The following is a 26,225-nucleotide window of genomic DNA, read 5'->3' on the forward strand; positions in this document are numbered from 1 at the left end:
CGCGTTTGTTCCCGTACGGCATGACGCGCGCCCGGGTGGGGGTCCGGGCGCGCGCCTGTCTGCGGTGGTGCAGTGGTCGTTACTGGTTGAGGGTGCAGGTCTTGAGGCCCTCGGCGTTCAGGTCGGGCTTGGCGGCGTTGCGGCCGATCGCCGTCTCGATCCGGTTGATGGTGGCGAACCGCTTGTCGGCCAGCGGGCCGAGGATGGCGTTCTGGATGAAGTTCGCGCCGCCCTGGCCGACCGACGAGGCGATCCGGGCGTTGGCCTCGGCGATCTGGGTGTCGAGCAGTTCCAGGTTGCGCTGCACCTCGGCCGCGGCCTGGGCCGGGATGGCCGGCAGGTTGTTGACGGCCGGGCAGTTCACGGTCGCGACCGCCGCGTTGTTGCCGCCCCCCGCGTTGCCACTGCCCGCGTTGCCACCGCCGGTGTTGCCCGCCGGCACCTCGGTCGGCTGCTCGGCCGAGTTCCCGCCGTTCTGGTTCAGCGAGCACACCGACAGGCCCTCGGCGTTCAGGTCGGGCTTGGCGGCGTTACGGCCGATCGCCGTCTCGATCCGGTTGATCGTGGCGAACCGCTTGCTCTGCAGCGGGCCGAGGATGGCGTTCTGGATGAAGTTGGCGCCGCCCTGGCCGACCGTCGACGCGATCCGGGCGTTGGCCTCGCTGATCTGCGTGTTGAGCAGTTCCAGGTTGCGCTGCACCTCGGCCGCGGCCTGGGCCGGGATGGCGGGCAGGTTGGTCAGCTGCGGGCAGTTCACGGTCGGCAGGGCGGCGTTGCTGCCGCCGTCGCCGGCGTTCTCGCCGCCGCCCGCGTTGCCGTTGTCGCCCGCGGCCGGGACGTCGGTCGGCTGCTGCGCCGAGTTCCCGCCGTCCTCGTTGAGCGTGCAGGTCTTGAGACCCTCGGCGTTGAGGTTCGGCTTGGCGGCGTTACGGCCGATCGCGGTCTCGATGCGGTTGATGGTGGCGAACCGCTTGTCGGCCAGCGGGCCCAGGATGGCGTTCTGGATGAAGTTCGCGCCGCCCTGCCCCACCGACGTACGGAGGCGGTTGTTGGCCTCGGAGATCTGCGTGTTGAGCAGTTCCAGGTTGCGCTGCACCTCGGCCTGGGCCTGAGCCGGCACCGCGGGAAGGTTGGTCAGCGTCGGGCAGTTCACGGTCGGCACCGACTCCGCGGCCGACGCCACACCCAGGCCGACCCCGACCATGGCCACGGCGACCCCCGCGACCGCACCGATCTGCCAGCGACGCGTGTTCTTGGAGGAAGACTTGTTGAAGCGTGCTCTGTACATTGGGAGTGCGCCTTCCGCGAAGGGGGACCGTTTTTGGCTACGGCCATCCATACGGGAGCGCTCCCATGGTCGATCAGCACTTAAGGATTTCTTAAGGTGATCTCTGTGAGTGGGTCACAAAAGGCCAGCTCAGAGCACATTAGACGGCTGCAAAGTTTTGTAGCCGGCCACCCGGAGGCCCGGCGCGACGGCCCGGACCCGGCTCCGGCGCGAACTCCGTGAAACCAAGCCGGCGGCGCAGCGGCATCACGCCGGTCATGCGCAGCCCAGAATCGCCGCGCTGAAGCAGGCAACGGCCACCGTGACCAAGGCCAGGGTCGCCGCGGTGTCGGCTCGATGAGACTTCGCGGCGGCGACGACCAGCGGAACGAGCGCGGGCAACAGCAGCAGGCCGACGACCATGAAGCACACCACGTTGAGCAGGAACACGATCACAGCTTCGATGCGGCAGGCGAGGCGAAAGGCGCGGATTCTCCGGGTGAACAGGGGCGCGACGGTCACCGCGACACCGGCCGCGAACCACCCGACGCCCACTCGCCAAGTCAGGGCGTCACCGATGTAGGCGGAGGCGAACCCGGTGTAGATGACCGCGACCGCAGCTGTCGCGTACCGAAGCTTCCCCACCGGCCGGGAAGCGCGTGGCCGAGACGACCGTCCCGGCGGTCGACGTTCCGCAATTTGAACGTGTTCAATCACAGGTCGACACTATGCTCATGACGGATCGGGCGCCATCCCGGCCGTGCAAAGTGGTTGAGCAGGACCCGATCGACGTCGGCACTGAAACGGCCGACGGAGAGACCGGTGCCGCGTGCTGAAGATCGTTTCGGGGCCTTGGGGGTACCCCCCGATTTCCATTGTTTCAGGAGTGGGAGATCTTGGCGGGCTGCCCTGTGGACAACCCGCCAGTGTGGACAACGACGGTCAGGACGGGTCGTACTCGCCGGCCGCGAACACCTCGAGCAGCGTGGGGCGTGACGGCTTCCAGTCGAGGGTCTGGCGGGCCTTCTCGCCTGATGCCTGCTGGTCCATCAGCAACGCCTCGCCGAAAGCGCCCAGCCGCGCGACCGTGTCGGCCGGGTCCTCGGCGACCACCCGGCCGTCCAGGCCCAGGCGACGGCTGGCGACGTCGGCGAGGGACGCCACCGACGGGCTGTCGCCGCCGACACCCAGGAAACGGTCGCCGGTCGAGCCGTGGGTCAGCGTGGCCACATAGAGCTCGGCCAGGTCGTCTACGTGCACGGTGGCCCAGTGCTGGGTTCCGGGGCCGATCAGCTGCAACGCGGCCGGGTCGCCGAGCTGGGCTCCCCCGAACACCATGGCGGGGATGCCGGCGCCGTCGCCGTACACGACGCCGGGCTCGACCAGCAGCGAGCGGATTCCGGGGGAGGTCAGTGCGCGGCGGTCGATCTCCTCGCGCCAGGCGACGATGGCGGGCGGCGACAGGGGTGACTCCTCGGTGATGGCGTCTCCGGAGCCATAGACCCAGATTCCCCCCGTACGTACGAGGGTGGCGCCCGGCCGCAGACCGGCGAGCACAGCCTCGACGAAGTCGTTGTCGGCGGCGGCGCTGGTCGCGTCTCCGGGTGCGGCGGTGGCGATCACGGCGTCGGCCTCGGCGGCGAGCCCTCGGACGAGGTCGCGGTCGCGCATGTCACCGGTCACCAGTCGGGCGGTCTCAGCCCGTACGCGGGAAGGGTCTCGGACCAACGCCGTGACGCTGTGACCGGCCTGGATCAGCGCGAGAAGGACACGGGAGCCGATGTAGCCGGTCGCACCGGTCAGGAAAACGTTCATGACAGCCACCTTGGCCCGGGCGACTATGCGCCGCCAACGAATAGTTCCGATCTCACTGATAGCCGATGGCGATAGGCTGCGGGGGTGGAACAACGTCAGCTTCAGTTCTTCGTGGCCGTCGCCGAGGAGCTGAGCTTCACGCGGGCCGCGCGGCGTACCCACGCCGTGCAGTCGACCGTCTCGGCGAGCATCCGGGCGCTGGAACGTGACCTCGGCGCCCCGCTGTTCAAGCGCACCACGACCAGCGTCGCCCTCACCGGGGCCGGCAAGGCGCTGCTGCCCGAGGCCCGCCGCGCCCTCGACTCCCTGGACCAGGCCCGCGCCGCCGTCGACGGGGTGCGCGAAGGCATCACCGGCAGCCTGCGCATCGGCACGCTGTCGGGCCTGACCGCGGTGAACCTGCCGGCGCTGGTGCGCGACTTCCGGGAACGGCACCCCCGCGTGCTGCTCAGCCTCAACGTCGACTCGGAAGGCACCGACGGGCTGGTCGGCGCGCTGCGCTCGGGTGAGCTGGACGCGGCGTTCGTCGGGCTGCCCAAGACCAACGTGCCCGGGCTGCACGTCGAGTCGATCGCCACGTTCCAGCCGCGGCTGCTCGTGCCCGCGAGCCACCCGCTGGCCGGCCGGAAGTGTGTCAGCGCGGCCGCGGTGGCCGACGAACCGTTCATCGACCTGCCGCCCGGGTTCTGCAACCGGGTCCACACCGACAACGACTTCCGCCTGGCCGGGATCGTCCGGCGGATCGCCATCGAGGTCGGTGACCTGAGCACGATCCCGGGCTATGTGGAGTCGGGGATCGGGCTGGCGCTGGTGCCGCCGCTGGTCGCCGAGGCGGGGGCCCGGGTGGTGCCGGTCGACCTGGACCCGCCGGCGGCGACGTGGGTGCTGGCGGTGGCCCGCAGCGCGGACGTGGCGCCGACCCGGGCCGCGGCGGCGTTCCTGGCCATGGTCGACGATCACGTCGTACGGCGTGACCGCTTCTGATCGTTTCCCGGTCACTCCGACTTTTCCGCGAACTCCAGGGCGGCGGCGGCCGGTCGCTCCGCTTCGTCCACGAACTCCAGGGCGGCCGGTCACTCCGCCCTGTCCCACGAACTCCAGGGCGGACGGTCACTCCGCCCTGTCCCACGAACTCCAGGGCGGACGGTCACTCCGCCCTGTCCCACGAACTCCAGGGCGGTCGGTCACTCCGCCTTGTCCACGAACTCCAGGGCGGCCGCGGCGAAGAGCGGGGACATGAACAGGTTGTAGTGGGTCAGGCCGGGCAGGATGGCGAGCGCGTGGCCGCCCTTGGGACGGCCCTCGCCCATCCAGCCGCCGTCGCGCTGACCGCCGTCGAGCAGGCCGAAGACCTCGACGAAGTGGGCGGGCGGGCACATGTCGGCGTCGGCCGCCATGACCAGCGTCGGCACCTGCAGGTTGCGGACCTCCTCGGTGTAGTCGTAGTCGACGGCCATCGACTTGCCGATCTTGTCGAGCAGGCGGGGGAAGTCTTCCGGGCGGGGCGCGACCCGTGCGTACAGCTCGTACATCGGGGTCTCCTTCATGAACTCCGCGGCCTCGGCGCCGACCTGGCCCTGCTGCGCCAGGATCTCGGGGTAGGTGGCGTCGCGCCGGATGCCGGCCGAGGCCGTGACCAGGCGGCCGACCTTCTGCGGGTGCCGGATCGCGAGCAGCAGGGCGACCCCGCCGCCGAGCGAGTAGCCGACCACGTCGGGCTTCTCGAGGCCCAGGTGGTCGATCAGGGCGGCGACGTCGTCGGCCATGAACTTGATGTCGAGCGGCCGGTCGATGTCGGCGGTGCGGCCGTGGCCCTGCAGGTCGACCAGGATGACCTGGTGCCCCGCGGCGAACCGGCCGATGATCGGGCCGAACATCTCGCCCGAGCCGAGCCCGCCGTGCAGCAGGATCAGCGGGCGGCCCGCGCCGTGCGTCTCGTAGTAGAGGTTGATCCCGTTGACCTCGGCGTACGCGCCGTTGCCGTGCTGCTCGGCGGTCCAGGTGGTGGTCATTTCGGCTCCTTCGTCGTCGGTTGCGGGTAGGACCGGGACCGTCGCGCGAACTCATCGGTGTGAGCGGAGGTTTTTTCTGTCGTACCCCTGGGCTAGTTTCGGTCCCGTGAGCGACGTGGCCACCCCGATCGAAACCCAGCTCGAGACGTTCCGACCCGAGCTGACCGGTTACTGCTACCGCATGCTCGGCTCCGCCTTCGAGGCCGAGGATGCCGTCCAGGACACCCTCGTGCGTGCGTGGAAGAGCTACGAGGGCTTCGAGGGCCGCTCGGCCCTGCGCTCCTGGCTCTATCGCATCGCCACCAACGTCTGCCTGACCATGCTCGGCAGCGCCCAGCGGCGGGCCCGGCCGATGGACCTCGCGCCGGCCGGCTCCGGCCATGCCACCCACCCGGGCGAGCCGAAACCCGACGAGATCTGGGTCGGCCCGGTGCCCGACGGGCGGGTGCTGGCCTCGGTCGCCGACCCGGCCCAGGTGGTCGCCGACCGCGAGTCGATCCGGCTGGCCTTCGTGGCCGCACTGCAGCACCTGCCGCCCAAGCAGCGGGCGGTGCTGATCCTGCGCGAGGTGCTGGCCTGGTCGGCGCAAGAGGTGGCCGACCTGCTCGAGTTGTCGGTGCCGAGCGTCAACAGCGCACTCCAGCGGGCCCGGGCGACGATCGCGTCGACCGACAAGACCGCCCAGGTGCTCGAACCCGGCGACGAGGAACAGAAGAAGCTGCTGGCCCGCTATGTGCAGGCCTTCGAGGCGTACGACCTGACGGCTCTCACGGCCCTGCTCCACGAAGACGCGACGCTCTCGATGCCGCCGCTGCCGCTGTGGCTGCGCGGTCCGGCCGACATCATCGCCTGGATGACCGGCACCGGGGCCGGCTGCGAGGGGTCGCGGCTGATTCCGGTGGCGGCGAACGGGCTGCCGGCGTTCGCGCAATACCGTCCGGCCGAAGACGGCGACGGCCACACGCCGTGGGCGTTGATCGTGCTCGAGATCTCCGACGGGCGGATCACCGGCGTCAACAACTTCATCGACACCGTGCGGCTGTTCCCGCTGTTCGGCCTGCCCGACCGCCTGCCGGCCTGACGGCGCGCGTGTTGGGCAGGCCGCGCGTGTCAGGTGGGCGGAGTTTCGACGGCGCGCGTGTCGGGCGGGCGGCGCGGCTGCCTGCCCAGGCCCCGTGTGTCAGGTGAGCGGCGTGTCGGCGCGCGGCGTGGACGGCTGTCCGTGTCAGGTGGGCGGAGTTTCGACGGCGCGCGTGTCGGGCGGGCGGCGCGGCTGCCTGCCTCAGGCTGCGTGTGTCAGGTGGGCGGCGCGTGTGTTGGACGGGCGGCGTGACTGGCTGCGCGTGTCAGGTGGGCGGTTCGGCGGCGGTTTTTCGGGTGGCGGCCAGGAAACCGCCCAGGCCCATCAGGGAGAACAGGCCGAGCAACTCGGGGGTGGCGCCGCGGATGAGGAAACGGCGGCCGTGACGGCCCGCGGTCAGGCGCAGGCGGGCCAGGGCCTCGACGGTCACCACGTCGGGGCGGGCGAGCGCGGACACGTCGCACACGACGTCGCCCGATTCCGGACGGCCGCGTAACAGGTCGGCCAGGCCCGAGCACAGGCACGGAACGTCCGCGCGGGTGATCGTCGCGCCGACGGCGAACACAACCGTCATACCTAGTGGGACTCCCCGGGGGCGCGGAACTCATCGGTCGTGCGGGGCTCGGCCCGTTTCGTACTGTCTTCGGCGCCGCCACCGGGGCGGAACGGGCTGCCGGTCGTACGCGGGAAGGTCTGCCCGTTACGTGCCGTCTTCACGCCGGGGATCTGACTCGGGCGCCGCCACCGGGGCGGAACGGGCTGCCGGTCGTACGTGGAAAGGTCTGCCTGTTTTGTGCTGTCTTCGCGCTGGGGTCCGATTCGGGTGCTCTACCAGGGCGGAACGGGCTGCCGACCGTACGGGAAAGGGATTTAGGGTGGTCTGATGAGCGAGCAAGTCAGCAACTTCTTGTGCCAGCCCGGCAACATCGCGGAAAGTCTCGTGGTCTGATGAGCGAGCAAGTCAGGAACTGGGCCGGCAACATTGTCTTCAACGCGCGGATGTTGCGCCGGCCGGGCTCGGTGTCCGAGGTGCAGGAGATCGTGGCCGGTGGTGGGCCGATTCATGTGCTGGGCAGCGGTCACTCCTTCAACCGCATGGCCGACACCGACGGCACCCTGATCTCGCTCGCCGACCTGCCGCGGGTCACCGAGATCAGTGCCGACCACAAGTCCGTACGGGTCGACGGCGGCATCCGCTACGGCGAGCTCGCCGCCTACCTGTATGCGCACGGCCTGGCCCTGCACAACACGGCGTCGCTGCCGCACATCTCGGTTGCCGGCGCCATCGCCACCGCCACGCACGGCTCGGGGATGACCCACGGCAACCTGGCCACCGTCGTCTCGTCGATCGAGTTCGTCGACGGCTCGGGCAAGCTCGTGACGCTGTCGCGCGGCGACGCCGACTTCAACGGCGCGGTCGTCCACCTCGGCGCCCTCGGCGTGATCACCGCGCTCACCCTCGACGTGGTGCCGACGTTCGACATCCGGCAGTACGTGTTCGACAACGTGCCCCGGGCCTCGCTCGACGACCACCTCTACGACATGCTCGGCGACGGGTACAGCGTCAGCCTGTTCACGAACTGGACGAGCCGCGACATCAGCCACGCCTGGCTCAAGCGCACCGAGCCGATGGGCGACGAGTGGTACGGCGGCCGGCTCGCCGACGGTCCGCGCCACCCGGTGCCCGGCATGCCCGCCATGAACAGCACCGAGCAGGGCGGCGTGCCCGGCCCGTGGCACACCCGGCTGCCGCACTTCCGCATGGAGTTCACGCCGTCCAGCGGTGAGGAGCTGCAGTCGGAATACCACGTGGGCCGCGAGGACGGGCTGGCCGCGATCGACGCCGTCGCCTCGATCCGGGAACGGGTCGCTCCGGTGCTGCAGGTCTGCGAGGTCCGTACGATCAAGGCGGACGACCTGTGGCTGAGCCCGAACTACCACCGGGACAGTCTGGCGCTGCACTTCACGTGGATCGCCGACGCCGACGCGGTGACCCCGGTCGTGGCCGAGATCGAGCAGCGCCTGGCCCCGCTGGCGCCGCGCCCGCACGTCGGCAAGGTGTTCACGATGACGCCCGAGACGATCCGCGAGGGGTGGGAGCGTTTCGGCGACTTCCAGGAACTCGTCCGTAAATACGACCCGGCCGGAACGTTCCGCAACGACTGGCTGAACACGATTCTCGGGTAGCCCGGAAACCGCACGACCCCGTACGGGTGATTGGGCGGTGAAACGCCGCCGCTCCGGCCTGCGAACGTTTCCGGAGCGGCGGCGGGGTTATTTTGTGCCCCTGTTTCTTCCGCCGATCAGGGGTAGGCCGAGAATGAGATTAGCATTCACGTCGGGTGGGTTTGTCGCCACCGTTGTCGCGATGTCCGCCATCGGGGGCGGGGTGAGTCATGCCTCGCCCGGGCGCAACGCCGTGTGCAGTGTCCCGTCCACCGCTTACCCGACGATCCAGTCGGCCGTGAACGCCACCGCGTGCCGGACGGTCAAGGTCGCGCCGGGCAGCTTCACCGAGAACGTCGCGATCGCCCGCAGCCTCACCCTGAACGGGGCGAAGGCCGGTCAGGACGCCCGGACGCGCCGTGGCTCGGGCGAGTCGGCGCTGACCGGCACCATCACCATCAGCGCGAACGACGTGACGGTGGACGGGTTCACCGTGAACGGCCCGCCCGGCGGCGGGACGGCGGCGCTGGTCATGCAGAACGGCAACAGCGGCGAGACGATCCAGAACACCGTCATCAACAACCCGGGCCGGGCGGCGTCCATCACGACCAGCCGTACGACGTTCCGCCGCAACCTGGTGAAGAATACGTCCACGGCGTCCGACGGATTCCAGGCCAACAGCACGCCCGTACGCGACGTGACCATTGTTGAGAATGTTTTCACGGGCCCGGTTCCGTCGAATTACAACGCCGACATCACCTTCATCGAAGGTAATGCGAATCTGATTGTCTCCGGCAACAAGAGCACCGCCGGCGGAACTTTGGTCGCGTTGTTCAAGACGACCGGGGCCACAATCTCGGGCAACACGGTGACCGGCAACGGGTCGTCGTCGGCGATCTACGTCGGTGGTGGCAACAGCCAGGTCGTGGTCAGTGGCAACACGATCAGCTCGTCCGCGTCGGGCGTCAAGCTGGCGAACGACTTCGGCGTCGGCACCAACTCCGCCGTCAGCATCACGGGCAACACGCTGCGCAACAACCAGTACGGCGTGAACGTCGCCGCCGCCTCCGGCACCGTCAAGATCAACCGCAACAACCTGACGGGCAATTCCCAGTACGGCGTCTTCAACAACCCGGCCTCGGGCGCGGCGGCCGACGCGACGTGCAACTGGTGGGGCGCCATCACCGGCCCGGGCGCGGTCGCCGCGGGCCGTGGCGACAAGGTCAGCTCCGGCGTCACCTACCGCCCGTGGCTGAGGCTGCCCGGTCTGACCGTCCTCTGCCGCTGACGTTCTGTCGGTGGGCCGGCCCGCGCGGGTGGGTTGGTGGGCCGCCTCGCGTGGGCGGGTTGGTGGGCCGCCTCGCGTGGGCGGGTTGGTGGGCCGCCTCGCGCGGGTGGGTTGGTGGGCCGCCTCGCGTGGGCGGGTTGGTGGGCCGCCTCGCGTGGGCGGGTTAGTGGGCCGCCTCGCGTGGGCGGGTTGGTGGGCCGCCTCGCGTGGGCGGTCCACCACGGGGCATCAGCGGGTTGGCTTCCGGTTCTCGCGGCGGATGACCAGCCGCAGGCCCGACCAGATCTCGTCGATCGCACACACCTTGTTGTCGACCAGCCCGGTCGGCAGCGCGATCTCACGGACGACGTCCTCGGTGACGTCCGTGGGCACTTTTGACGCCCGCTTCGGCCAGGCGACCCAGAAGCCGCCGTCCTGGGCCATGGCTGCCCTGACCTCGTCGAGGCGGGCCTGCAGCTCATCGCGTTCGGTCACGAACAGCACGACCACGTCGCTCGGCGCATCGACGGCCAGCCCGGGCCGGAGGACGACCCCGTCCGGAAGTCCGTCGAGAGTGCCCGCGAAACCGTCCGGCGCGTCGAGCAACGCGACCCGATGCCCCGGCTTGATGCCGAGCTTGCGATGCAGCGGCGTGCCCGAGTAACCAGCCATGCCAGCCCCGCCTTCGCGATCGTCGGATACCCGAGGATGGTAACCGCGCCGCCGTCCACCCAGAACAGACCTGCGGCCGCGCCGGGTGATCGGCCCCGCACGTCTCAAGATCCTGAGTGGCACCGTCAAGCCGCCACCGGATTGGCTCTGGGCGACGATCGCCGGGACTCCTACGGTGGTCGGCAGGGAAAGAATCGGAATGCGATTCTTGTCCGGTCGCGACGCCATTTGATTCGAGCTCATCGGATCACGGTGAGCCTGGAACGGGGGAACGGGAAAAATGAACATCCTGAAACGCTCTTCTTTTGTCGCCACTGTTGCCGTGGCGGCACTTCTGTCGACCGCTGCGCCCGCCTTGGCCGCCACCTCGGAGATGGGTGCCCCGTCCGGTGCGGGGTACGCCTGGTACAACGCGGGCACGCATTATCACGTCGGCCGTAACCTCTTCACGGTCAAGGACGACAACTGCGGTGACGGATACCGGCCGTTCGTCTACTACGAGATCTACGACCGACGCACTGAGGACAGGACGGGCTACCACTATTCCGGGCTCCTCGCCAATGGTTGGGTCGGCCCGGCCGGGGATTGCGGCGGGGAGGTCAACATATCCGTCTACGGCCCGACTGCGACGACCGACTACATCAAATGGGTGGCAGCGCGCAGGAATCTCAGCAACGGCAAAGAGAACTACGGCTATCCGTGGCGGAATGACACGGTTTGGTGATCGCGCTGCGGCCGCTTGCCTCGATGGACGGCCGAAGCCGCTGAGGCGGGGAGCGTGTTTCCCAGCCAGGACGACCACGGCGCCGAGCACGCCGTAGGACAGGCGGCTCGGCATGATCAGGCCCAGCACCGGTGTGCGGTCGGAGATCAGAGCCCACGGTCCCGAAAGGTCCGTGGGCTCGCCGTTGATCTGGGTTTGCGGGCCCAGGGCGGGCGAAGGCAAGGACCACCGCGAAATGCCCGACTGGGTCCCCGCTGTCCCGGCGGCATGAGAGACAGAATCTACTGCCCGGTCCCGGGGGTGTAGAGGTCGTCCTCGGTGACGACCGGGGCGAGGTCGTCCTCCGGGCGGCCGACACGCGCGGCCGAGCCGAACATCGCGCCGCGGGCCGGGTGCACCGGGGCGAAGGAGGCGAAGCCGAGGCGCTGCGGGACGTCGTCGTAGACCGCCTCCATGCCGCCGCGCCGCAGGTAGGTCTCGTGCCAGAAGCCGGTGCCGCCGCTGTCGCGCAGGAAGTCGCGCCACCACACGCGGTGCGGCTCGGAACGGGCCCAGGTCAGCAGCGAGGGCAGGTCGCGCCAGTACTGGCGGATGCCGAGGTGCATGGGGAACAACGACCAGAGGAGTGGCTCGTGCGCGAGCAACCCGTCCGGCTTGTCGGCCGACTGGTCGATCCGCGGGCCGCGGGCCATCAGGGTGCGCAGGCCGTAGAGCCGGTTGACGCGCATGCCCAGATAGACCACCACGAGGTCGGGATAGGACGACAGGTCGACGGTTTCTCGATTGACGCGGCTCAGCATCACCGGATCTCCTTCCGGTCAAGGGATCCTCCGATGGTAAGGCCGCGCACCGACCATCCACTTTGGTGCGTGCGGCCTTCTCGGTCAGCTATCGGCGCCTGCTCCGAACGAGGTTCCCAGCGCCGGCCGCACGCTCCGGCAAAGCGCGACCGGGTTTCTCCGGTCGGAGACGCTCCATCTGCGGGTCGCAGCAAACAAGGTCATGATCGGACCCGCGTCCCGCTAGGCCGAAGGCCGGAAGCGGGGCGGCTCAGTCGAGCGGAGTGAAGGGTTCACGCCGCCACGGCTGATCGGGGCCGGCGCGGTACGCCTCGTATCCGTGGGGCAGGTCGACCAGCTGTGCCATGGACGGGTCCCGGTCGACCAACCGCCGGAGGCAGGTGACCACGACGGCTCCGGGCTCGTTCGGGTCGTTGACCCCGTCGCCCACGTTCCACGAGTTGTCCGCGGTGTGGAAGACCTGGCGGGCCGGCTCGACACCCTCCAGAACCGTGCGCTGGACGACCGCGCCCAGGCTGTGCGGGAACTGCCCCTCCGGGAAAGGGAACGGCACGTACCGGAAGACCTCGTGCTCCTCATGGACGTACGAGCCGTCGGCGGCAGCGGGACTGTGATCGTGCATGCGGGCCAGGGTAGAGGAACGGCCTCAGCGCACGGTCCAGAGCCACACGTCTGAGTGGCGCTCGCCCGGGCCTAGCAGGTCGACCAGCAGGGAACGGAGCTGAGCCTCGGCCGGCTGGGGAGCCAGGACGACCACGGCGGCGTTCCAGCGGGTCAGGTCGGCTTGTACGGCGGCGCGTGTCGCGGCCGTGACGGTGGGCACCTCGCGGGTATAGATGACGTCGAGGATCAGCTGGACGGTGGTTACCCGGGCGCCGGGGTTCATGCGGGCCACGCCGTGTTCGTCGGGGCCCAGGAAGTAGCCGCACGGGACGGGGAACTCGTGGTGGGCGGCGGCGCTCCACGTGAGGGTGGTGCGGCCCAGGCCCAGGCCGGGCAACGGTACGGGGACCAGGGTGGTGCCGGGTGGGACGTACGGGCGCCAGGCTCCGGACGTGATGAAGTGCGGAGGCCTCGGGTCGGGGACCGTCTGGATGGGGACGGGGAGTAGCGGGAGCAGGGCGGCGACGATGATCGGGCGGCCGAAGCGGCTGAGACGGGGTGCGTGTTCCCAGCCCAGGGCGACCAGGACGACCACAGCGCCGAGCACGCCGTAGGACAGGCGGCTCGGCATGATCAGGCCCAGCACCGGTGTGCGGTCGGAGATCAGGGCCCACGGTCCGGGGACGTACGTGGGCTCGTTGTTGATCTGGATCTGGGGGCCGAGGGCGGCGAAGGCGAGGACCAGCGCGACCACGGCGGCGGTGCGCGCGGCGACCGAGGTGCGGCGCAGCAGGAATGCGAGCAGCACGGCGACGATGGTCAGGGCCCAGCCGAACCAGGTGTTCTGTTCGGTGCGGCTGAACGGGGGCTCGACGCCGAACGCGCCGATGGAGTCGCGGGGCAGGGTGACGACCGCAGCGATGTCCTCGCCCCACCAGTGGAAGTCGGGGAGGGCCTGGTAGCTCTGCGGGCCGGCGAACTGCATCCAGAGCGGGTAGGCGCACAGCGCGGCCGCGATCACCGCGCAGACGGCGAGCGACGCGGCGAACGGGCGCAGTCGGGCGCGGGCGGCCTGGGGGCGCTGCCAGGCGTACGCGATGACCGTGACGGCCAAGGTGCAGGCCGTGATCAGCAGCATCTCCTCGTTGATGAACACCTGCCACGTCACCAGCAGGGCCAGAACCAAGCCGTCGCGCAAAGGGCGGCCGAGGGTCAGCACCTTGACGACGATCAGCGGCAGCAGGAAGTGGGAGACGAAGTTGGGCTGGCCGCTCGCGTGGTTGACCACCCCGGGCGCGAAACCGGCCAGGGCGGCCCCGGCGAACGCGGCCGCCCGCGAGCGGACCAGGTGGCGGGCGAGGGCCCAGTAGGTGGTGGTCGCGGTGGCGATGGTGGCGGCGACGATCCACACCACGTAGACGATCTTCGGGCCGAGCAGCAGGGTGAGCGGCGCCAGCGGGAGGGTCACGCCGAGCACCGACGTGTTGGCCATCATGTTCACGCCGTCGGGCGCGTTCTGCCGGAACGAGAACAGCGGATTGCTGAGATGACGTACGGAGTAGGCGCCGTGCGCCAGCAACCACTCGAACCACGTGTTGTCGATGTCGAGGTGCGCGGCGACCCGGCCGTCGGGATCGGGCAGGTACTGGCCCATCACCACGAGGCCGAGCACGACGAAGACGCCGACCGCGAGGCCGTCGGCGCGGTGCCGGACGATCCAGCCGCGAGCGACCACGCACCATGGTTACATCGGCGATGGGCTCCCACCGGCGGATCCGCGGATAAAGGCGACGCGCCCCAGCACGGCGTGCACGGCGAAGAGCGCGAACCCGGCCAGCACCGGGACCAGCGCGGGATGCACGAAGGCGGCCAGCATCGCCGCGACCAGCACCACGCCGGTCACGGCGGGCAACGCAGCCGGCCGGGCCGCCACGAGCGCGCGGGCCCGGCGGATCGAACCGGGGCGGGCCGCCGCGCCGGGTGCGGCCTCCATGCGTACGGGAAAAGCGCCGGAGAGCCCGGCCACCACAGCGGCGAAGCCGGCTCCCAGCGCGGCGGCCAGCAACACCGCACCGACCACCACTCCCCCGCCCGGCACCGCGCCTCGCCGCAACGCCGCCACGTCGACCGCGATCAGCCAGGCGGCGACCAGAACCAGCGGCCCGGCCCACACACCGGGCACGAGGCGCGATCGGAACGACGCCCAGCATTCGGCCGCCGTGGGCCACCGGCCGATGGTGAGCAGCCGGTGGACGGCCATGCTTCCGGTGCCCACGGCCGCGCCCGCCGTCACGATCGGCAGAGACCCGACCGTCACCAGGATGCCGAGCAGGGCCAGGTCGGCCGCCAGCCGCAGCGAATCGCGCCAGTCGTGAGGCATCAGGAACTCACCCCTTCAGGCCGCTGGTGTTGATGCCCTCGACCAGCAGCCGCTGGAAGGCCACGAAGAACAGGAACACCGGGATCAGCGAGAGCAGCGACATCGCGAACATCGGACCGACCGCGCTTTCGCTGGTGGAGTCGATGAACAGGGTCAGCGCCACCGGAGCCGTGTAGTCCTTGAGCTCGGACAGGAAGACCAGCTGGCGGAAGAAGTCGTTCCAGGTCCAGATGAACGAGAAGATCGCCGTGGTGACCAGGGCCGGGCGGGACAGCGGCAGGATGACGTGCCGGAAGATCCCGTACGGGGAAGCGCCGTCGATCACCGCCGCCTCGTCGAGCTCGCGGGGGATGCCGCGCATGAACTGGACGATCAGGAACACGAAGAAGGCCTCGGTGGCCAGGAACGCCGGCACCAGCAGCGGCAGGTAGGGCCAGTCGCCGCCGACCCAGCCCAGGGTCCGGAACAGGATGTACTGCGGGATGATCAGCACGTGGCCGGGCAGCAGCAGCGTGCCGATCATCAGGGCGAACCACACGCCGCGCAGGCGGAACCGCAGACGGCCCAGCGCGTACGCCGCGAGCAGGCACGAGATCGTGTTGCCGGCCACGGTCAGCAGCGAGACGAGCGCGCTGTTGAGGAAGAAGCGGCCGAAGCTGACGTCGAACTTGGTCCAGCCCTCGGCGAAGTTGCCGGGGGTGAACTCGCGCGGGATCAACCCGATGTTGTTGACGATCTCGGACGGCGACTTGACCGAGGTGCCGACCATCCACACCAACGGGTAGAGCACGACCGCGAGGATCAACAGCAGAGCGAGAAGCCGTACGTACGAACGCATCACCGCTCCTCGTTGTCGGAGTAGTGGACCCAGAAGCGGCCCGTGGAGAACAGCACGACCGTGATGGCTCCGATCACGAGCAGGAAGACCCACGCCATGGCCGACGCGTAGCCCATGTCCAGCTCGACGAATCCCTTGATGTAGAGGTTCAGCGTGTACATGAGGGTGGAGTCGACCGGGCCGCCGGTGCCGTTGGAGAGCACGAAGGCCGACGTGAAGCCCTGGAACCCGTTGATCGTCTCGAGGACCAGGTTGAAGAAGATGACCGGCGAGAGCATCGGCAGCGTGATGTGCACGAACTTGCGCCACGGGCTGGCGCCGTCGACCGACGCCGCCTCGTAGAGCTCGGACGGCACCTGCTTGAGGCCGGCCAGGAAGATCACCATGGGGGCGCCGAACTGCCAGACCGCGAGCAGGATCAGCGTGTACAGCGCCCAGTCGGGGTCGTTGACCCAGGGCAGGCCCTCGATGCCGAACAGCGCGAGGAACGAGTTGAACGCGCCCTCGCGGTTGAACATGCTGACCCACACGATGGCCAGGGCGACACTGCCGCCGAGCAGCGACGGCAGGTAGAACAGGCCGCGGAACACCGAGATGCCGCGCATGGTGCGGTTCAGCAGCATGGCGACGCCGAGCGCGGCGGCCAGCTTCAGGGGCACCGCGACCAGCGCGAAGGTGATGGTCACGGTGACCGCGTGCCAGTAGGACTGGTCGGCGGTGAACATGCGCCGGTAGTTGTCGAACCCGACCCAGCTCGCGTCGCCCAGCGAGATCAGCGGGCTGTAGTCGGTGAAGCTCAGGTAGAGCGAGATGAGCATCGGGACCGCCGTGATGCCGAGCAGGCCCAGCAGCCACGGGGACAGGAAGACGTATCCGGCCAGGTTCTCCCGGCGCCGGCGGACCCGCCGCCCCGGCCGGTGAGCGGCGGGGGCAGCGGGGTCGCGGGTCAAAGTCGAGGCGGTCACGAGGCGCCGATCGCCGCCTTGGCGGCCGAGACGTACGCCGCGGCGGCCTGCTCCGGGGTCTGCCGGCCGTAGACGACCTCTTCGGCCACCCGGACCAGCTCGGAGCGCACCTTGCTGTGGCCCTGCGGCGGCACGGTCGGCGGGTTCGGCCCGAACTGCTTGCCCAGCTCGTCCTGGACGGCGATGGTCTGCTTCATGTTGGGGTCGGTCACGCTGGCCGCGATCTGCGCCCGGATGTCGGTGTTGGGCGGCAGGCCACGGTCGGTGCCGAGGATCTTCGCCGCGTCCGGGTCGTTGGCCAGGAAGTTGATCACGTCGACCGCGACGTCCTTGTTCTTGCTGCCGCGGAACGCCGAGAAGTAGAGCGACGCGCGCGCCCACTGCACCTTGGAGTCACCCGGGTAGGCCATCAGGCCCAGCTCGTCCTCGGTGTTCTTCTTCAGCTCGGGCATCTGGTTGGTCCAGACCCACGACGTGCCGGCCTTGCCGGTCACGATCAGCTGCTTGCTGACGTCGCTGGCGTTGCCCTCGTGGATCACGTCCGGGGTCGGCGTGGCCCCCTTGGCGCGGGCGTCCTTCCAGAGCGTGAACCACTTGGTCATGTCGGCCTCGTCGAAGCCGAGCTGCTTGCCGGAGTAGAGGTCCTTGCCGTTCTGCCGCAGGTAGACCCAGAGCGCCTGGTAGACCGCGCTCGCGTCCTGGGTGCCGGGCAGCTTGGACACCTTGGTCACGTTGGCCGCCCAGTCGATGAACTCCTCCCAGCTCATGCCGGTCTTGGGCTCGGGCAGCTTGAACTTTTCGAGCAGCGTCTTGTTGTAGACCAGGCCCTGGGTGTTCTCGCCCATGGCGACGCCGGCCAGCTTGCCGTCGACCTCGCCGTACTTGCGCAGGCTCTCGGGGAACTTGCTGACGTCGAGCTTGCCGTTCTGCGTGTACGGGGTCAGGTCGAGCGTGACGCCCCGACCCGCGTACTCGGAGATGTAGTTGTCGTCGATCTGGAAGATGTCGGGCGCGTTGCCACCGGCCGTGAGGGTGGCCAGCTTGTCGAAGTAGCCCTGGTTTCCCTGCCAGGTCTTCTTGAACGTGACGTCCGGGTGTTTCTGGGTGTAGAGCGCGAGCGCCTGGTCGGTGAGTTCGGCGCGTTTCTCCGCACCCCACCAGAAGATCGACAGTTCGGTCTTGCCACCACTGGAGGAATCATCGTCGCCGCAGGCTGCGGCGCCGCCGAGCAGAAGGGGAACGGTAAGGGCGGCGGCGAGTAACCGGCGCCGGGTAGTACGTTGAGCGGGCGTGCCCGCTCTCGGGTTGGGCTCCATGACGCTTCTCCTAATCAGGAAGCGACACCTCCGGGGGCGTTCACGTCGCCCGGGTCCGCAGGGCTGTGCGGACCCGGGCCCCGCCCCGTCGAGTCGCGTATGACCAGTTCGGTCTGCAGATGTATCTGGGCGGTGGTGCGACGGTCGTCGCCATGCGCGAGGAGCATGTCGACGGCCGCCCGACCAGCGGCGGCGGTGGGGGTCGCCACCGTGGTCAGCTTCGGACGGGTGAGCCGGCTGAGCATGATGTCGTCGATCCCGACGACGCTGACGTCGGCGGGCACGCGTGCCCCGGCGGCCAGCAGACCCTCGATGAGACCGATCGCCATGAGGTCGTTGTAGGCGAGCACGGCGGTGGCGCCGGCCCGCAGCACGTCCTCGGCGATCGTGAGCCCGCCGACCTCGGTCGGCGGGTTGGGGCCGATGATGGTGAGCTCGGCCCCGCCGGCCTTCGCGGTCGCGGCCGCCGACCGCCGGATCTCCCGGCTGGTCCACGAGCCGCGGGGGCCGCTGAGCAGCGCGACCCGGCGATGGCCGAGCGCGACGAGGTGCTCGATCGCGATGCGGGCGCCGCGGGCGACGTCCATCACGACGGCCGGGATGCCGGCGATCTGCCGGTTCACCACGACCAGCGGCACCTCGCGGCTGAGCTGCTCGATCAGCGTGTTGCTCATCCGGGGGCTGACGAGCAGCACGCCGTCGACCTGCTTGGCCAGGGCGCGCACCACCTCTTCCTCGACGGCCGCGTCCTCGTTGGTGTCGGCCACGAAGATGTGGTGGTCGTGCTTGCGGGCCTGGCTCTCGGCCGCCTTGATCAGCGGCGGGAAGAACGGGTTGGCGATGTCGGCCACGATCAGGCCGATGTTGTAGGTGCGGCCGGTGATGAGCGCGCGGGCGGCCCGGTTGGGCCGGTATCCCAGTTGCTCGGCGCAGGCCAGCACGCGACTGCGGGTGTTCGGGTTGACCAGGTGCGGGGCCGAGAACGTGCGGGACACGGTGGAGATGTGCACGCCGGACGCCCGCGCGACGTCGCGAATGGTGACGGCCATGCGGACCTCCTCTGTGGACGACGTGGGTGGTGTGGCCCCGGTCACGTGATGACAGCCATTAATGCAAGCGGTTGCACGCAAGTCAATGGGTGAGAGTTACGAAAACATTGCATGGGAGCGCTCCGCACGCACTCTTAATTGGGCAAATCACCACCAAGTACCACGTGGTCATTGACGCCCGGAAATCGATCTGTCTAACTTCCCTGCAAACCTTTGCCGCCGGGAGGCCCCCATGCGCCGCATCGCTGTGATCGGCACCGGCTCGCGTGCCGAGATGTTCATCCGCGCGGTCACCGACGACCACGCCGACACCGCCGAGCTGGTCGCCCTGGCCGACGTCAACCAGTCCCGCATGGACGTCCACAACGGCTGGCTGAAGCGGCCCGTGCCGACCTACCAGGCCGCCGACCTGGCTCGGATGCTGGACGAGCAACGCGTGGACGAACTGATCGTGACCAGCGTGGACAGCACCCACGCGGGCCACATCGTCACCGCCCTCGAGGCCGGCTGCGACGTCATCACCGAGAAGCCGATGACCGTCGACGCGCCCAGCTGCGAACGCATCCTCGACGCCGTCGAGCGCACCGGCCGCCGGGTGCAGGTCGCCTTCAACTACCGGTTCAACCCGGTGCACGAGGTGGTGCGCACCCTGCTGGCCGGTGGGGAGATCGGCGAGATCGGCTCGGTCCACTTCGAGTGGATGCTCGACGTGCGGCACGGCGCCGACTACTTCCGCCGCTGGCACCGCGACAAGGCCAACTCGGGCGGCCTGCTCGTGCACAAGTCGGGCCACCACTTCGACCTGGTCAACTGGTGGCTGGGCGCCGCGCCGTTCGAGGTCTTCGCGTCGGGGCGGCTGTTCTTCTACGGCGACCGGGGGCGGGGCCGGGGGCTCGACGACGAGCGGTTCACGCTCGACCTCACGGCCGACCCGAGACTGGAGGCGCTCTATGAGGAGCCGTCAGCTGAGGACGGCTACCGCCGCGACCAGGACGTCTTCGCGCCCGGTGTGACGATCGAGGACGACCTGGCCGTGCTGGTCCGCTATGACACCGGCGCCACGATGACCTACCACCTCACCGCGTACGCGCCCTGGGAGGGCTACCGGCTGATGGTCAACGGCAGCAAGGGCCGGCTCGAGCTCGAGGTCGTCGAGAGCGACCACGTCAGCCCGGCGGCGTCCGGGATGGTCAAGCACGGCGCCAGCCCCGAGTCGGGCTCGGTGCGGCTGACCATCCGGCCGTACTGGACACCGCCGTACGCGGTCGAACTGCAACCGGTCGAACGCGAGGGCCACGGTGGGGCCGACAAGCGGATGACCGGCGTGCTGCTCGGCGGCCAGACCGACCCGATGAACCGCTCCGCGACCGCCCGCGACGGCACCCTGGCCCTGCTCACCGGGCTCGCCGCCAACCAGAGCCTGCGGGACGCGGCGCCGGTGCGGGTCGACGATCTGCTCAAGAAGGAGTAACCCCGTGCCCGACCCCATCTTCGTCACCGATCCGCGGCACGCCGGCATCGCCCGCGACCTGTACGCGGTGGCGCGCGACCTGCCGCTGATCAGCCCGCACGGGCACGTCGACCCGGCGCTGCTGGCCGACGACGAACCGTTCGGAGATCCGGCCCGGCTGCTGATCGTCCCCGACCACTACGTCACGCGCATGCTGCTCAGCCAGGGCATCCCGCCCGACCGGCTGGGCGTTCCCCGACGCGACGGCGGCCCGGTCGAGACCGATCCCCGCGCGATCTGGCGCCTGCTCGCCGCGAACTGGCACCTGTTCCGAGGCACCCCGTCCCGGCTGTGGCTGGAGCAGACGTTCCGTACGGTCTTCCAGGTCGACACTCCCCTGACCACCGAGACCGCGGACGAGGTGTACGACGCGATCGCCGCGCGGCTGGCCGAGCCCGGGTTCCGCCCGCGGGCGCTGTTCGAGCGGTTCGGCATCGAGGTGCTGGCCACCACCGAGTCGCCCACCGACGACCTCGCGCGGCACGCCAAGCTCGCCGCCGACGGGTGGGGCGGTCCGGGCGGCCGGGTGATCACCACCTTCCGGCCGGACGACGTGGTCGACCTGGAACGCGACGGCTGGGCCGGCAACGTGGCGCGGATGGGCGAACTGGCCGGGGAGGACACGGGCACGTACGACGGGTATCTCTCGGCGCTGCGCCGGCGGCGGGAAGCCTTCATCGAGGCCGGCGCCACCTCGTCCGACCACGGGCACCCCACCGCCCGTACGGTGGCGCTCTCCCCCACCGAAGCCGCGCGGCTCTACGAACGCGGGTTGCGCGGGGAGGCGACCGCCGACGACGCCGAGACCTTCCGGGGGCACATGATCCTCGAGTTCGCGCGCATGTCGATCGACGACGGCCTGGTCATGCAACTGCACCCGGGCGCGTCGCGCGACCACAACCGGGTCCTGTTCGCCGCGCACGGCCGGGATGTGGGCGGCGACATCCCGCAGGCGACCGGGTACGTCCACGCTCTGCGGCCGCTCCTGGATGCGTACGGGATGGAACCGCGCCTTCGCGTCGTGCTGTACACGCTGGACGAGACGGCGTTCAGCCGGGAGCTGGCCCCGCTCGCCGGCGGATACCCGGCGCTGTTCCTGGGCGCGCCGTGGTGGTTCCTCGACACGCCCGACGCCATGCGCCGGTTCCGGGAGGCGGTCACCGACTCGGCCGGCTTCTACAACACGGCGGGATTCGTCGACGACACACGGGCTTTCTGTTCCATTCCCGTACGCCATGACGTCGCGCGCCGGGTCGACGCCGCCTACCTGGCCTCGCTCGTCGTGCAGGACCGCCTGCCGTTCGGCGAAGCGGCCGAGACGATGGCCGACCTGGCCTACCACCTGCCCAAGCGCATCTTCAAGCTGGAGAAGTCATGACCACCATCACGGGCGTCGACGTGCACGACGTGCGGTTCCCGACCGCCGAGGCGGGCGACGGATCCGACTCGATCAACCGGGGCGACTACTCGGCCACGTACGTCGAACTGAGCACCGACGCGGGGGTGACCGGCACCGGCTTCACCTTCACCAACGGGCAGGGGAACGAGATCACCTGCGCGGCCGTACGGGCTCTGGCTCCTTCTCTGATCGGTGTGGACCTGGCTGGTGACCCGTTGGAGTTTCTCCGCTCGCTGACCGCTCATCCGCAGCTGCGGTGGATCGGGCCCGAGAAGGGGGCGCTGCATATGGCGACCGGGGCCGTGGTGAATGCCGCCTGGGACGCCCGGGCCAAGGTGGCCGGTAAGCCGATGTGGGAGTTCTTGGCTTTTTCGTCGACAGAAGACCTTGTCGCCTGCGTGGACTTTCGGCACATTTCGGACGCGCTCACGCCTTCCGAAGCGGCCGCGATTCTCGACAAGGGGCGGGTCGGTATCGAGGACCGGCTCTCGCTCCTCCGCGCCGACGGATTTCCGTCCTATACGACCAGCGTCGGCTGGCTCGGCTACCCCGACGACAAGGTGCGGGCGCTGACCAAGCAGGCGTACGCCGAAGGCTGGCGCGCGATGAAGATGAAGGTCGGCGGCCCGATCGAGGACGACGTGCGGCGGGCCGGGATCATCCGCTCCGAGATCGGCCCCGACGCGCTGCTGATGATGGACGCCAACCAGATCTGGGGCGTCGACGAGGCGATCGCGAACATGGCCCGGCTGGCCGAATTTGATCCCTATTGGATCGAGGAGCCGACCCATCCCGACGACGTGCTCGGCCACGCACGCATTCAACAAGCGGTTTCCCCCGTACGGGTCGCGACCGGCGAAGTGGCGGCCAACCGCGTCATCTTCAAGCAACTTCTGCAGGCGTCGGCGATCCGGGTGATGCAGGTCGACGCCTGCCGGGTCGCGGGCATCCCCGAGGTGCTGGCCGAGTTGCTGCTGGCCGCCAAGTTCGGGGTGCCGGTCTGCCCGCACTCGGGCGGGGTCGGGCTGTGCGAGCTGGTGCAGCACATCGCGATCTTCGACTACCTGCGGGTCGGGACGTCGCTGGACGGGCGCATGGTCGAGTACGTCGATCACCTGCACGAACACTTCGCGGACCCGGTGCGTACGCGGGAAGGCCGTTATCTCGTGCCCGACCAGCCCGGCTACAGCTCCGACATGCTCCCCGCCTCGATCGCCGAGTTCTCGTTCCCGGACGGCCCGGCATGGAACTGAACCGGGCCTCCCTCCCCCACGTGCCGGCCTCGTCCCGGCCCCGCATCGACGCGCCCGCCGCCGGGATCGTGCACCTCGGGCTGGGCGCGTTCCACCGCGCGCACCAGGCCGTCTTCACCGAGGACGCGATGGCCGCGGCCGGTGGCGACTGGGGCATCGTCGGTGTCGCGCCGCGCTCGCCGCAGGTCGTCGACGCCATGCGCGCTCAGGACGGGCTGTTCAGCGTCACCACGCTCGACCCGGCCGGCAACAGCACCCGGGTCGTCGGCTCGTCGGCCGGGCAGATGCGGGCCGCCGCCGACCCGGACGCCGTGGTGGCGCTGCTGGCCGACCCGGCAATCAAAATCGTCACGCTGACCGTGACCGAAAAGGGCTACAAGCTCGACGCGGCCACCGGACGGCTGCTGCTCGACGACGACCTGCGCGCCGACCTCGAGACCGGGCGGCCCCCGCAGACCGTGCCCGGCCTGCTGATCCGGGGGCTCTGCGCGCGGCGCAAAGCCGACGCCGGGCCGATCGCGCTGGCCAGTTGCGACAACCTGCCGGCCAATGGGCACCGGCTGCGCGGGCTGATCGACAAGCTGGCGGCGGCCACCGCGATCGGCGACTGGGTGCGCGAGAGCGTCACGTTCCCCGGGTCGATGGTCGACCGGATCGTGCCGGCCACGACTCCCTCGACGCTGGCGGAGGCGTTTTCGTCACTCGGCGTGCGGGACCGGGCGGCCGTTTCCGGCGAGCCGTACTCGGCGTGGGTGATCGAGGACAACTTCCCGGCCGGGCGGCCCGCGTGGGAGCGGGCCGGGGCGGTGATGACCGGTGACCCCCGCCCGTACGAGCGGTTGAAGCTGCGGACGCTCAACGGTGTGCACTCGGCGATCGCCTATCTGGGCGCGGTGGCCGGGCGGTCGACGATCGCGTCGTCGCTGGAGGTGCCGGGGATGCGCGAGGTCGTACGGCAGTACATCGCGTCCGACGTGGCACCCAGTTTTGTTCCGCCGTCCGGGGTCGACACCATCGCGTACGGGGAAGAGGTTTTGACCCGGTTCGCCAACCCGGCCATCGAATATCAGACCGTGCAGGTGGCGATGGACGGCTCGCAGAAGATGCCGCAGCGGGTGCTGCAGACGGTGCAGGACCGGCTGGCGGCCGGGGACGTGCCGCGCTGGGGTGCGCTGGTGGTGGCGGCGTGGATGCGGTTCGTGCAGGGCGTGTCCGACAACGGGCAGCCGCTGCCCTTGAACGATCCGTTGGCCGACCGGATCCGGGCCCGGCTCGCGGCGGCGCCCGACACTCCCGACGGCGTGGTCGGCGCACTGCTCGGGTTGGACACGGTGTTCACGCCCGCGCTGGCCGAGGACGATGCGTTGCGCGCTGTGCTGGTGGAGTGGTTGACCGCTTTCGACAAGCACGGCGTCGAGGCGACCCTGGTGGGGGCGCTTTCATGACCGTTCGTGTCGCGCTGATCGGGGCTCTTTCATGACGGTTCGTGTCGGGCTGATCGGGGCTCTTTCATGACGGTTCGTGTCGCGCTTGTTGGCGCTAATGGGCATGGGCGGTGGCATCGGCGGACGATCGCTTCGCTGTCCGGGGTGTCGCTGGTCGGGCTGGCCGACGTGCGGCCGATCGACCCGCCGCCGGACGCGCCCTCGTTCACCGACCATCGGGCGTTGCTGGCCGAGACCAAGCCCGACGTCGTGGTGATCTGCACGCCGCCGCACACCCACCTGCCGATCGCCCTCGACGCCCTCGACGCCGGCTGCGACCTGCTGCTCGAGAAGCCGCCGGTCACCTCACTGGCCGCGCACCACACGCTGGTCGAGGCGGCCTCCCGGGCCGGGCGCGCGTGCCAGGTCGGTTTCCAGGCGCTGGGATCGCTGGCCTGGGCCCGCTTCCGGACGGCCCTCGACCCCTCCCTGACCGCCCTGACCGCGATCGCGTCGTGGAAGCGGGACGACGCCTATTACGCCCGCTCCCCCTGGGCCGGTCGCCGCACGGTGAACGGCCGGCCAGTGGTCGACGGCGCGCTGGTCAATCCGCTGGCCCACGCGGTGATGCAGGCCCTGGCGGCGGGGGCGGCGGCGGGCGCGGGGCGTCCTCGCCTGCTCGAGGTCGAGCGCTACCGGGTGCGGCCGATCGAGGTGGAGGACACGGCGTTCGCCCGCGTCACCTTCGAGAGCGGGCTGCCGTTGCTGGTCGCCGTCACCCTGGCCGGCGAGGATTTCATTCCGGGTGAGATCGAGGCCCGCGGTCCTTTCGGCCGGGCTCTGCTCGAATATCCCACCGACCGACTGGCGCTGCCCGGTGATCCGGCCCTGACCGAGGTTCCCGGCCGGGCCGACCTGCTGACCAATTTGCTCGCCCACCGGGTCGACGGTGCCCCGCTGCTGGTGCCGCTCGAATCCACCGTCGCGTTCACGACCGTGCTGGAGGCGCTGACCCTGCCCGACGCCGCCGTCCCGAAGTTGCTGAAGGTTCCCGGCCGGACGATCCCCGGGATCAACGACCTGCTGCGGGTTTCGGCCGACACACTGTCACTCCCCTCTGAACTGGGAGTTCCGTGGGCCGGCCGACCCGAGCGGCGTAGGTTGCCGGTCTCGTGACCTTTGCGGGGTCAGTATTGGAAGTGGTCGAACGTCCAGGTGCGCTCGCCCCAGACGGTGCAGAGCGGCGTGGTGCCGCTGAGCGTGAAGTACATCAGCATCTTCTTGCGCGTGTCCGGCCCGTACACGCCGTCCGTGTCGGTCTTCATCTTGCCCTGTGCGTAGATCAGCGCGTTCTTGGTGTTCTGGCCGAAATCGCCGTCGAGGGCGAGATTGCGCTGATAGCAGATGTTCAGGTTGGACTGCAGGCCCGTCACGGCCCCGCTGTTGTTGCCCTTGGAAAGAATGCAGTTGGTGCTCCTGCCCGAGGTGACCGGCACGTAGTTGGCGAGATATCCGCCCGACGTGAACTGCGCGGCCCGGGTGCACGAGACCGAGGCGGCAAGGCCCCCGGCCGGAACGTCGGCGCTGGCCGGGCCGGTCGCCGACAGGACGATCGCGAGGCCGGCCAGCACGGCCAGGGCGGCCCGTATCAGGATTCTGCTCATGGAATTCTTCCTCTCCCCGT

General features: G+C 69.8%; 26 protein-coding genes. 10 read left to right on the forward strand and 16 right to left on the reverse strand.

Annotation, left to right across the window (positions count from 1 at the left end):
* Window positions 1-79: 79 nt before the first annotated feature.
* From JIG36_RS36255 to JIG36_RS36265, 3 genes are all read right to left on the reverse strand, one after another.
* On the reverse strand, window positions 80-1,288 hold the full coding sequence (locus tag JIG36_RS36255; protein WP_203380954.1) for a hypothetical protein: 1,209 nt from the start codon (window positions 1,286-1,288) through the stop codon (window positions 80-82).
* A 255-nt stretch (window positions 1,289-1,543) separates the two neighbouring features.
* Complete coding sequence (locus tag JIG36_RS36260; protein ID WP_203380955.1) at window positions 1,544-1,912, reverse strand: hypothetical protein; 369 nt, start codon at window positions 1,910-1,912, stop codon at window positions 1,544-1,546.
* Between the two features lie 297 nt (window positions 1,913-2,209).
* Entirely contained in the window at window positions 2,210-3,082 is an 873-nt protein-coding gene (locus tag JIG36_RS36265; RefSeq protein ID WP_203380956.1) for an NAD-dependent epimerase/dehydratase family protein, read from the reverse strand.
* Between the two features lie 84 nt (window positions 3,083-3,166).
* Here JIG36_RS36265 and JIG36_RS36270 point away from each other — a divergent pair, with 84 nt between their 5' ends.
* Entirely contained in the window at window positions 3,167-4,066 is a 900-nt protein-coding gene (locus JIG36_RS36270) for a LysR family transcriptional regulator (protein WP_203380957.1), read from the forward strand.
* 200 nt (window positions 4,067-4,266) lie between these two features.
* On the opposite strand, the gene JIG36_RS36275 is transcribed toward JIG36_RS36270, so the two are convergent.
* Entirely contained in the window at window positions 4,267-5,094 is an 828-nt protein-coding gene (locus tag JIG36_RS36275; RefSeq protein WP_203380958.1) for an alpha/beta fold hydrolase, read from the reverse strand.
* Window positions 5,095-5,200: 106 nt separating this feature from the next.
* On the opposite strand from JIG36_RS36275, the gene JIG36_RS36280 reads away from it, so the two are divergent.
* On the forward strand, window positions 5,201-6,175 hold the full coding sequence (locus JIG36_RS36280) for a sigma-70 family RNA polymerase sigma factor (protein ID WP_203380959.1): 975 nt from the start codon (window positions 5,201-5,203) through the stop codon (window positions 6,173-6,175).
* Window positions 6,176-6,440: 265 nt separating this feature from the next.
* Here JIG36_RS36280 and JIG36_RS36285 read toward each other — a convergent pair whose 3' ends face one another.
* Both JIG36_RS36285 and JIG36_RS36290 read right to left on the reverse strand, forming a co-directional pair.
* Window positions 6,441-6,749 (reverse strand): STAS domain-containing protein, encoded by a 309-nt coding sequence (locus tag JIG36_RS36285; protein WP_203380960.1) that lies wholly within the window; start codon window positions 6,747-6,749, stop codon window positions 6,441-6,443.
* A gap of 2 nt (window positions 6,750-6,751) precedes the next feature.
* The gene (locus JIG36_RS36290) at window positions 6,752-6,892 is read right to left on the reverse strand and encodes a hypothetical protein (protein ID WP_203380961.1); all 141 of its coding nucleotides are present in this window, start codon (window positions 6,890-6,892) and stop codon (window positions 6,752-6,754) included.
* A gap of 231 nt (window positions 6,893-7,123) precedes the next feature.
* Between JIG36_RS36290 and JIG36_RS36295 the strand changes: the two genes are divergently transcribed.
* Both JIG36_RS36295 and JIG36_RS36300 read left to right on the forward strand, forming a co-directional pair.
* Window positions 7,124-8,362, forward strand: coding sequence for an FAD-binding protein (locus JIG36_RS36295; protein ID WP_203380962.1), 1,239 nt, complete (start codon window positions 7,124-7,126; stop codon window positions 8,360-8,362).
* Window positions 8,363-8,543: 181 nt separating this feature from the next.
* Complete coding sequence (locus tag JIG36_RS36300) at window positions 8,544-9,629, forward strand: right-handed parallel beta-helix repeat-containing protein (protein ID WP_203380963.1); 1,086 nt, start codon at window positions 8,544-8,546, stop codon at window positions 9,627-9,629.
* 228 nt (window positions 9,630-9,857) lie between these two features.
* On the opposite strand, the gene JIG36_RS52660 is transcribed toward JIG36_RS36300, so the two are convergent.
* Window positions 9,858-10,523 carry a DUF3052 family protein gene (locus tag JIG36_RS52660; RefSeq protein WP_236048950.1) on the reverse strand — a complete coding sequence of 222 codons (666 nt, stop codon included), beginning with the start codon at window positions 10,521-10,523 and terminating at the stop codon, window positions 9,858-9,860.
* Window positions 10,524-10,560: 37 nt separating this feature from the next.
* On the opposite strand from JIG36_RS52660, the gene JIG36_RS36310 reads away from it, so the two are divergent.
* Window positions 10,561-11,004, forward strand: a complete 444-nt coding sequence (locus JIG36_RS36310; protein WP_203380964.1) for a hypothetical protein — start codon at window positions 10,561-10,563, stop codon at window positions 11,002-11,004.
* 281 nt (window positions 11,005-11,285) lie between these two features.
* Here the strand turns inward: JIG36_RS36310 and JIG36_RS36315 are convergent, their stop codons facing one another.
* From JIG36_RS36315 to JIG36_RS36350, 8 genes are all read right to left on the reverse strand, one after another.
* A complete protein-coding gene (locus JIG36_RS36315) occupies window positions 11,286-11,804 on the reverse strand; it encodes a monooxygenase family protein (protein ID WP_203381070.1) in 519 nt (172 codons plus the stop codon).
* A gap of 250 nt (window positions 11,805-12,054) precedes the next feature.
* Window positions 12,055-12,426, reverse strand: coding sequence for a hypothetical protein (locus tag JIG36_RS36320; protein WP_203380965.1), 372 nt, complete (start codon window positions 12,424-12,426; stop codon window positions 12,055-12,057).
* A 24-nt stretch (window positions 12,427-12,450) separates the two neighbouring features.
* Window positions 12,451-14,142 (reverse strand): DUF6311 domain-containing protein, encoded by a 1,692-nt coding sequence (locus tag JIG36_RS36325; RefSeq protein ID WP_203380966.1) that lies wholly within the window; start codon window positions 14,140-14,142, stop codon window positions 12,451-12,453.
* A gap of 9 nt (window positions 14,143-14,151) precedes the next feature.
* Window positions 14,152-14,787 (reverse strand): hypothetical protein, encoded by a 636-nt coding sequence (locus JIG36_RS36330; protein ID WP_203380967.1) that lies wholly within the window; start codon window positions 14,785-14,787, stop codon window positions 14,152-14,154.
* Between the two features lie 7 nt (window positions 14,788-14,794).
* Window positions 14,795-15,625, reverse strand: a complete 831-nt coding sequence (locus JIG36_RS36335) for a carbohydrate ABC transporter permease (protein ID WP_203380968.1) — start codon at window positions 15,623-15,625, stop codon at window positions 14,795-14,797.
* Entirely contained in the window at window positions 15,625-16,590 is a 966-nt protein-coding gene (locus JIG36_RS36340; RefSeq protein WP_203380969.1) for a carbohydrate ABC transporter permease, read from the reverse strand. Before JIG36_RS36340 ends, JIG36_RS36335 begins: the two co-directional genes overlap by 1 nt.
* Window positions 16,587-17,906, reverse strand: coding sequence for an ABC transporter substrate-binding protein (locus JIG36_RS36345; protein WP_203380970.1), 1,320 nt, complete (start codon window positions 17,904-17,906; stop codon window positions 16,587-16,589). The genes JIG36_RS36340 and JIG36_RS36345 overlap by 4 nt, the downstream gene beginning before the upstream one ends.
* A gap of 14 nt (window positions 17,907-17,920) precedes the next feature.
* A complete protein-coding gene (locus JIG36_RS36350) occupies window positions 17,921-18,955 on the reverse strand; it encodes a LacI family DNA-binding transcriptional regulator (RefSeq protein ID WP_203380971.1) in 1,035 nt (344 codons plus the stop codon).
* A gap of 232 nt (window positions 18,956-19,187) precedes the next feature.
* On the opposite strand from JIG36_RS36350, the gene JIG36_RS36355 reads away from it, so the two are divergent.
* From JIG36_RS36355 to JIG36_RS36375, 5 genes are all read left to right on the forward strand, one after another.
* The gene (locus JIG36_RS36355; protein ID WP_203380972.1) at window positions 19,188-20,426 is read left to right on the forward strand and encodes a Gfo/Idh/MocA family protein; all 1,239 of its coding nucleotides are present in this window, start codon (window positions 19,188-19,190) and stop codon (window positions 20,424-20,426) included.
* Between the two features lie 4 nt (window positions 20,427-20,430).
* Window positions 20,431-21,843, forward strand: a complete 1,413-nt coding sequence (gene uxaC, locus JIG36_RS36360) for a glucuronate isomerase (RefSeq protein WP_203380973.1) — start codon at window positions 20,431-20,433, stop codon at window positions 21,841-21,843.
* Window positions 21,840-23,117, forward strand: coding sequence for an enolase C-terminal domain-like protein (locus tag JIG36_RS36365; RefSeq protein ID WP_203380974.1), 1,278 nt, complete (start codon window positions 21,840-21,842; stop codon window positions 23,115-23,117). Before uxaC ends, JIG36_RS36365 begins: the two co-directional genes overlap by 4 nt.
* A complete protein-coding gene (locus tag JIG36_RS36370; protein ID WP_203380975.1) occupies window positions 23,108-24,562 on the forward strand; it encodes a mannitol dehydrogenase family protein in 1,455 nt (484 codons plus the stop codon). Before JIG36_RS36365 ends, JIG36_RS36370 begins: the two co-directional genes overlap by 10 nt.
* Window positions 24,563-24,628: 66 nt before the next feature.
* A complete protein-coding gene (locus JIG36_RS36375) occupies window positions 24,629-25,717 on the forward strand; it encodes a Gfo/Idh/MocA family protein (RefSeq protein ID WP_203380976.1) in 1,089 nt (362 codons plus the stop codon).
* 11 nt (window positions 25,718-25,728) lie between these two features.
* Here the strand turns inward: JIG36_RS36375 and JIG36_RS36380 are convergent, their stop codons facing one another.
* Window positions 25,729-26,205, reverse strand: coding sequence for a peptidoglycan-binding domain-containing protein (locus JIG36_RS36380; protein WP_203380977.1), 477 nt, complete (start codon window positions 26,203-26,205; stop codon window positions 25,729-25,731).
* Window positions 26,206-26,225 lie beyond the last annotated feature (20 nt).

The sequence above is a fragment of the Paractinoplanes ovalisporus genome, assembly GCF_016834655.1.
Taxonomy (GTDB): Bacteria; Actinomycetota; Actinomycetes; order Mycobacteriales; family Micromonosporaceae; genus Actinoplanes; species Actinoplanes ovalisporus.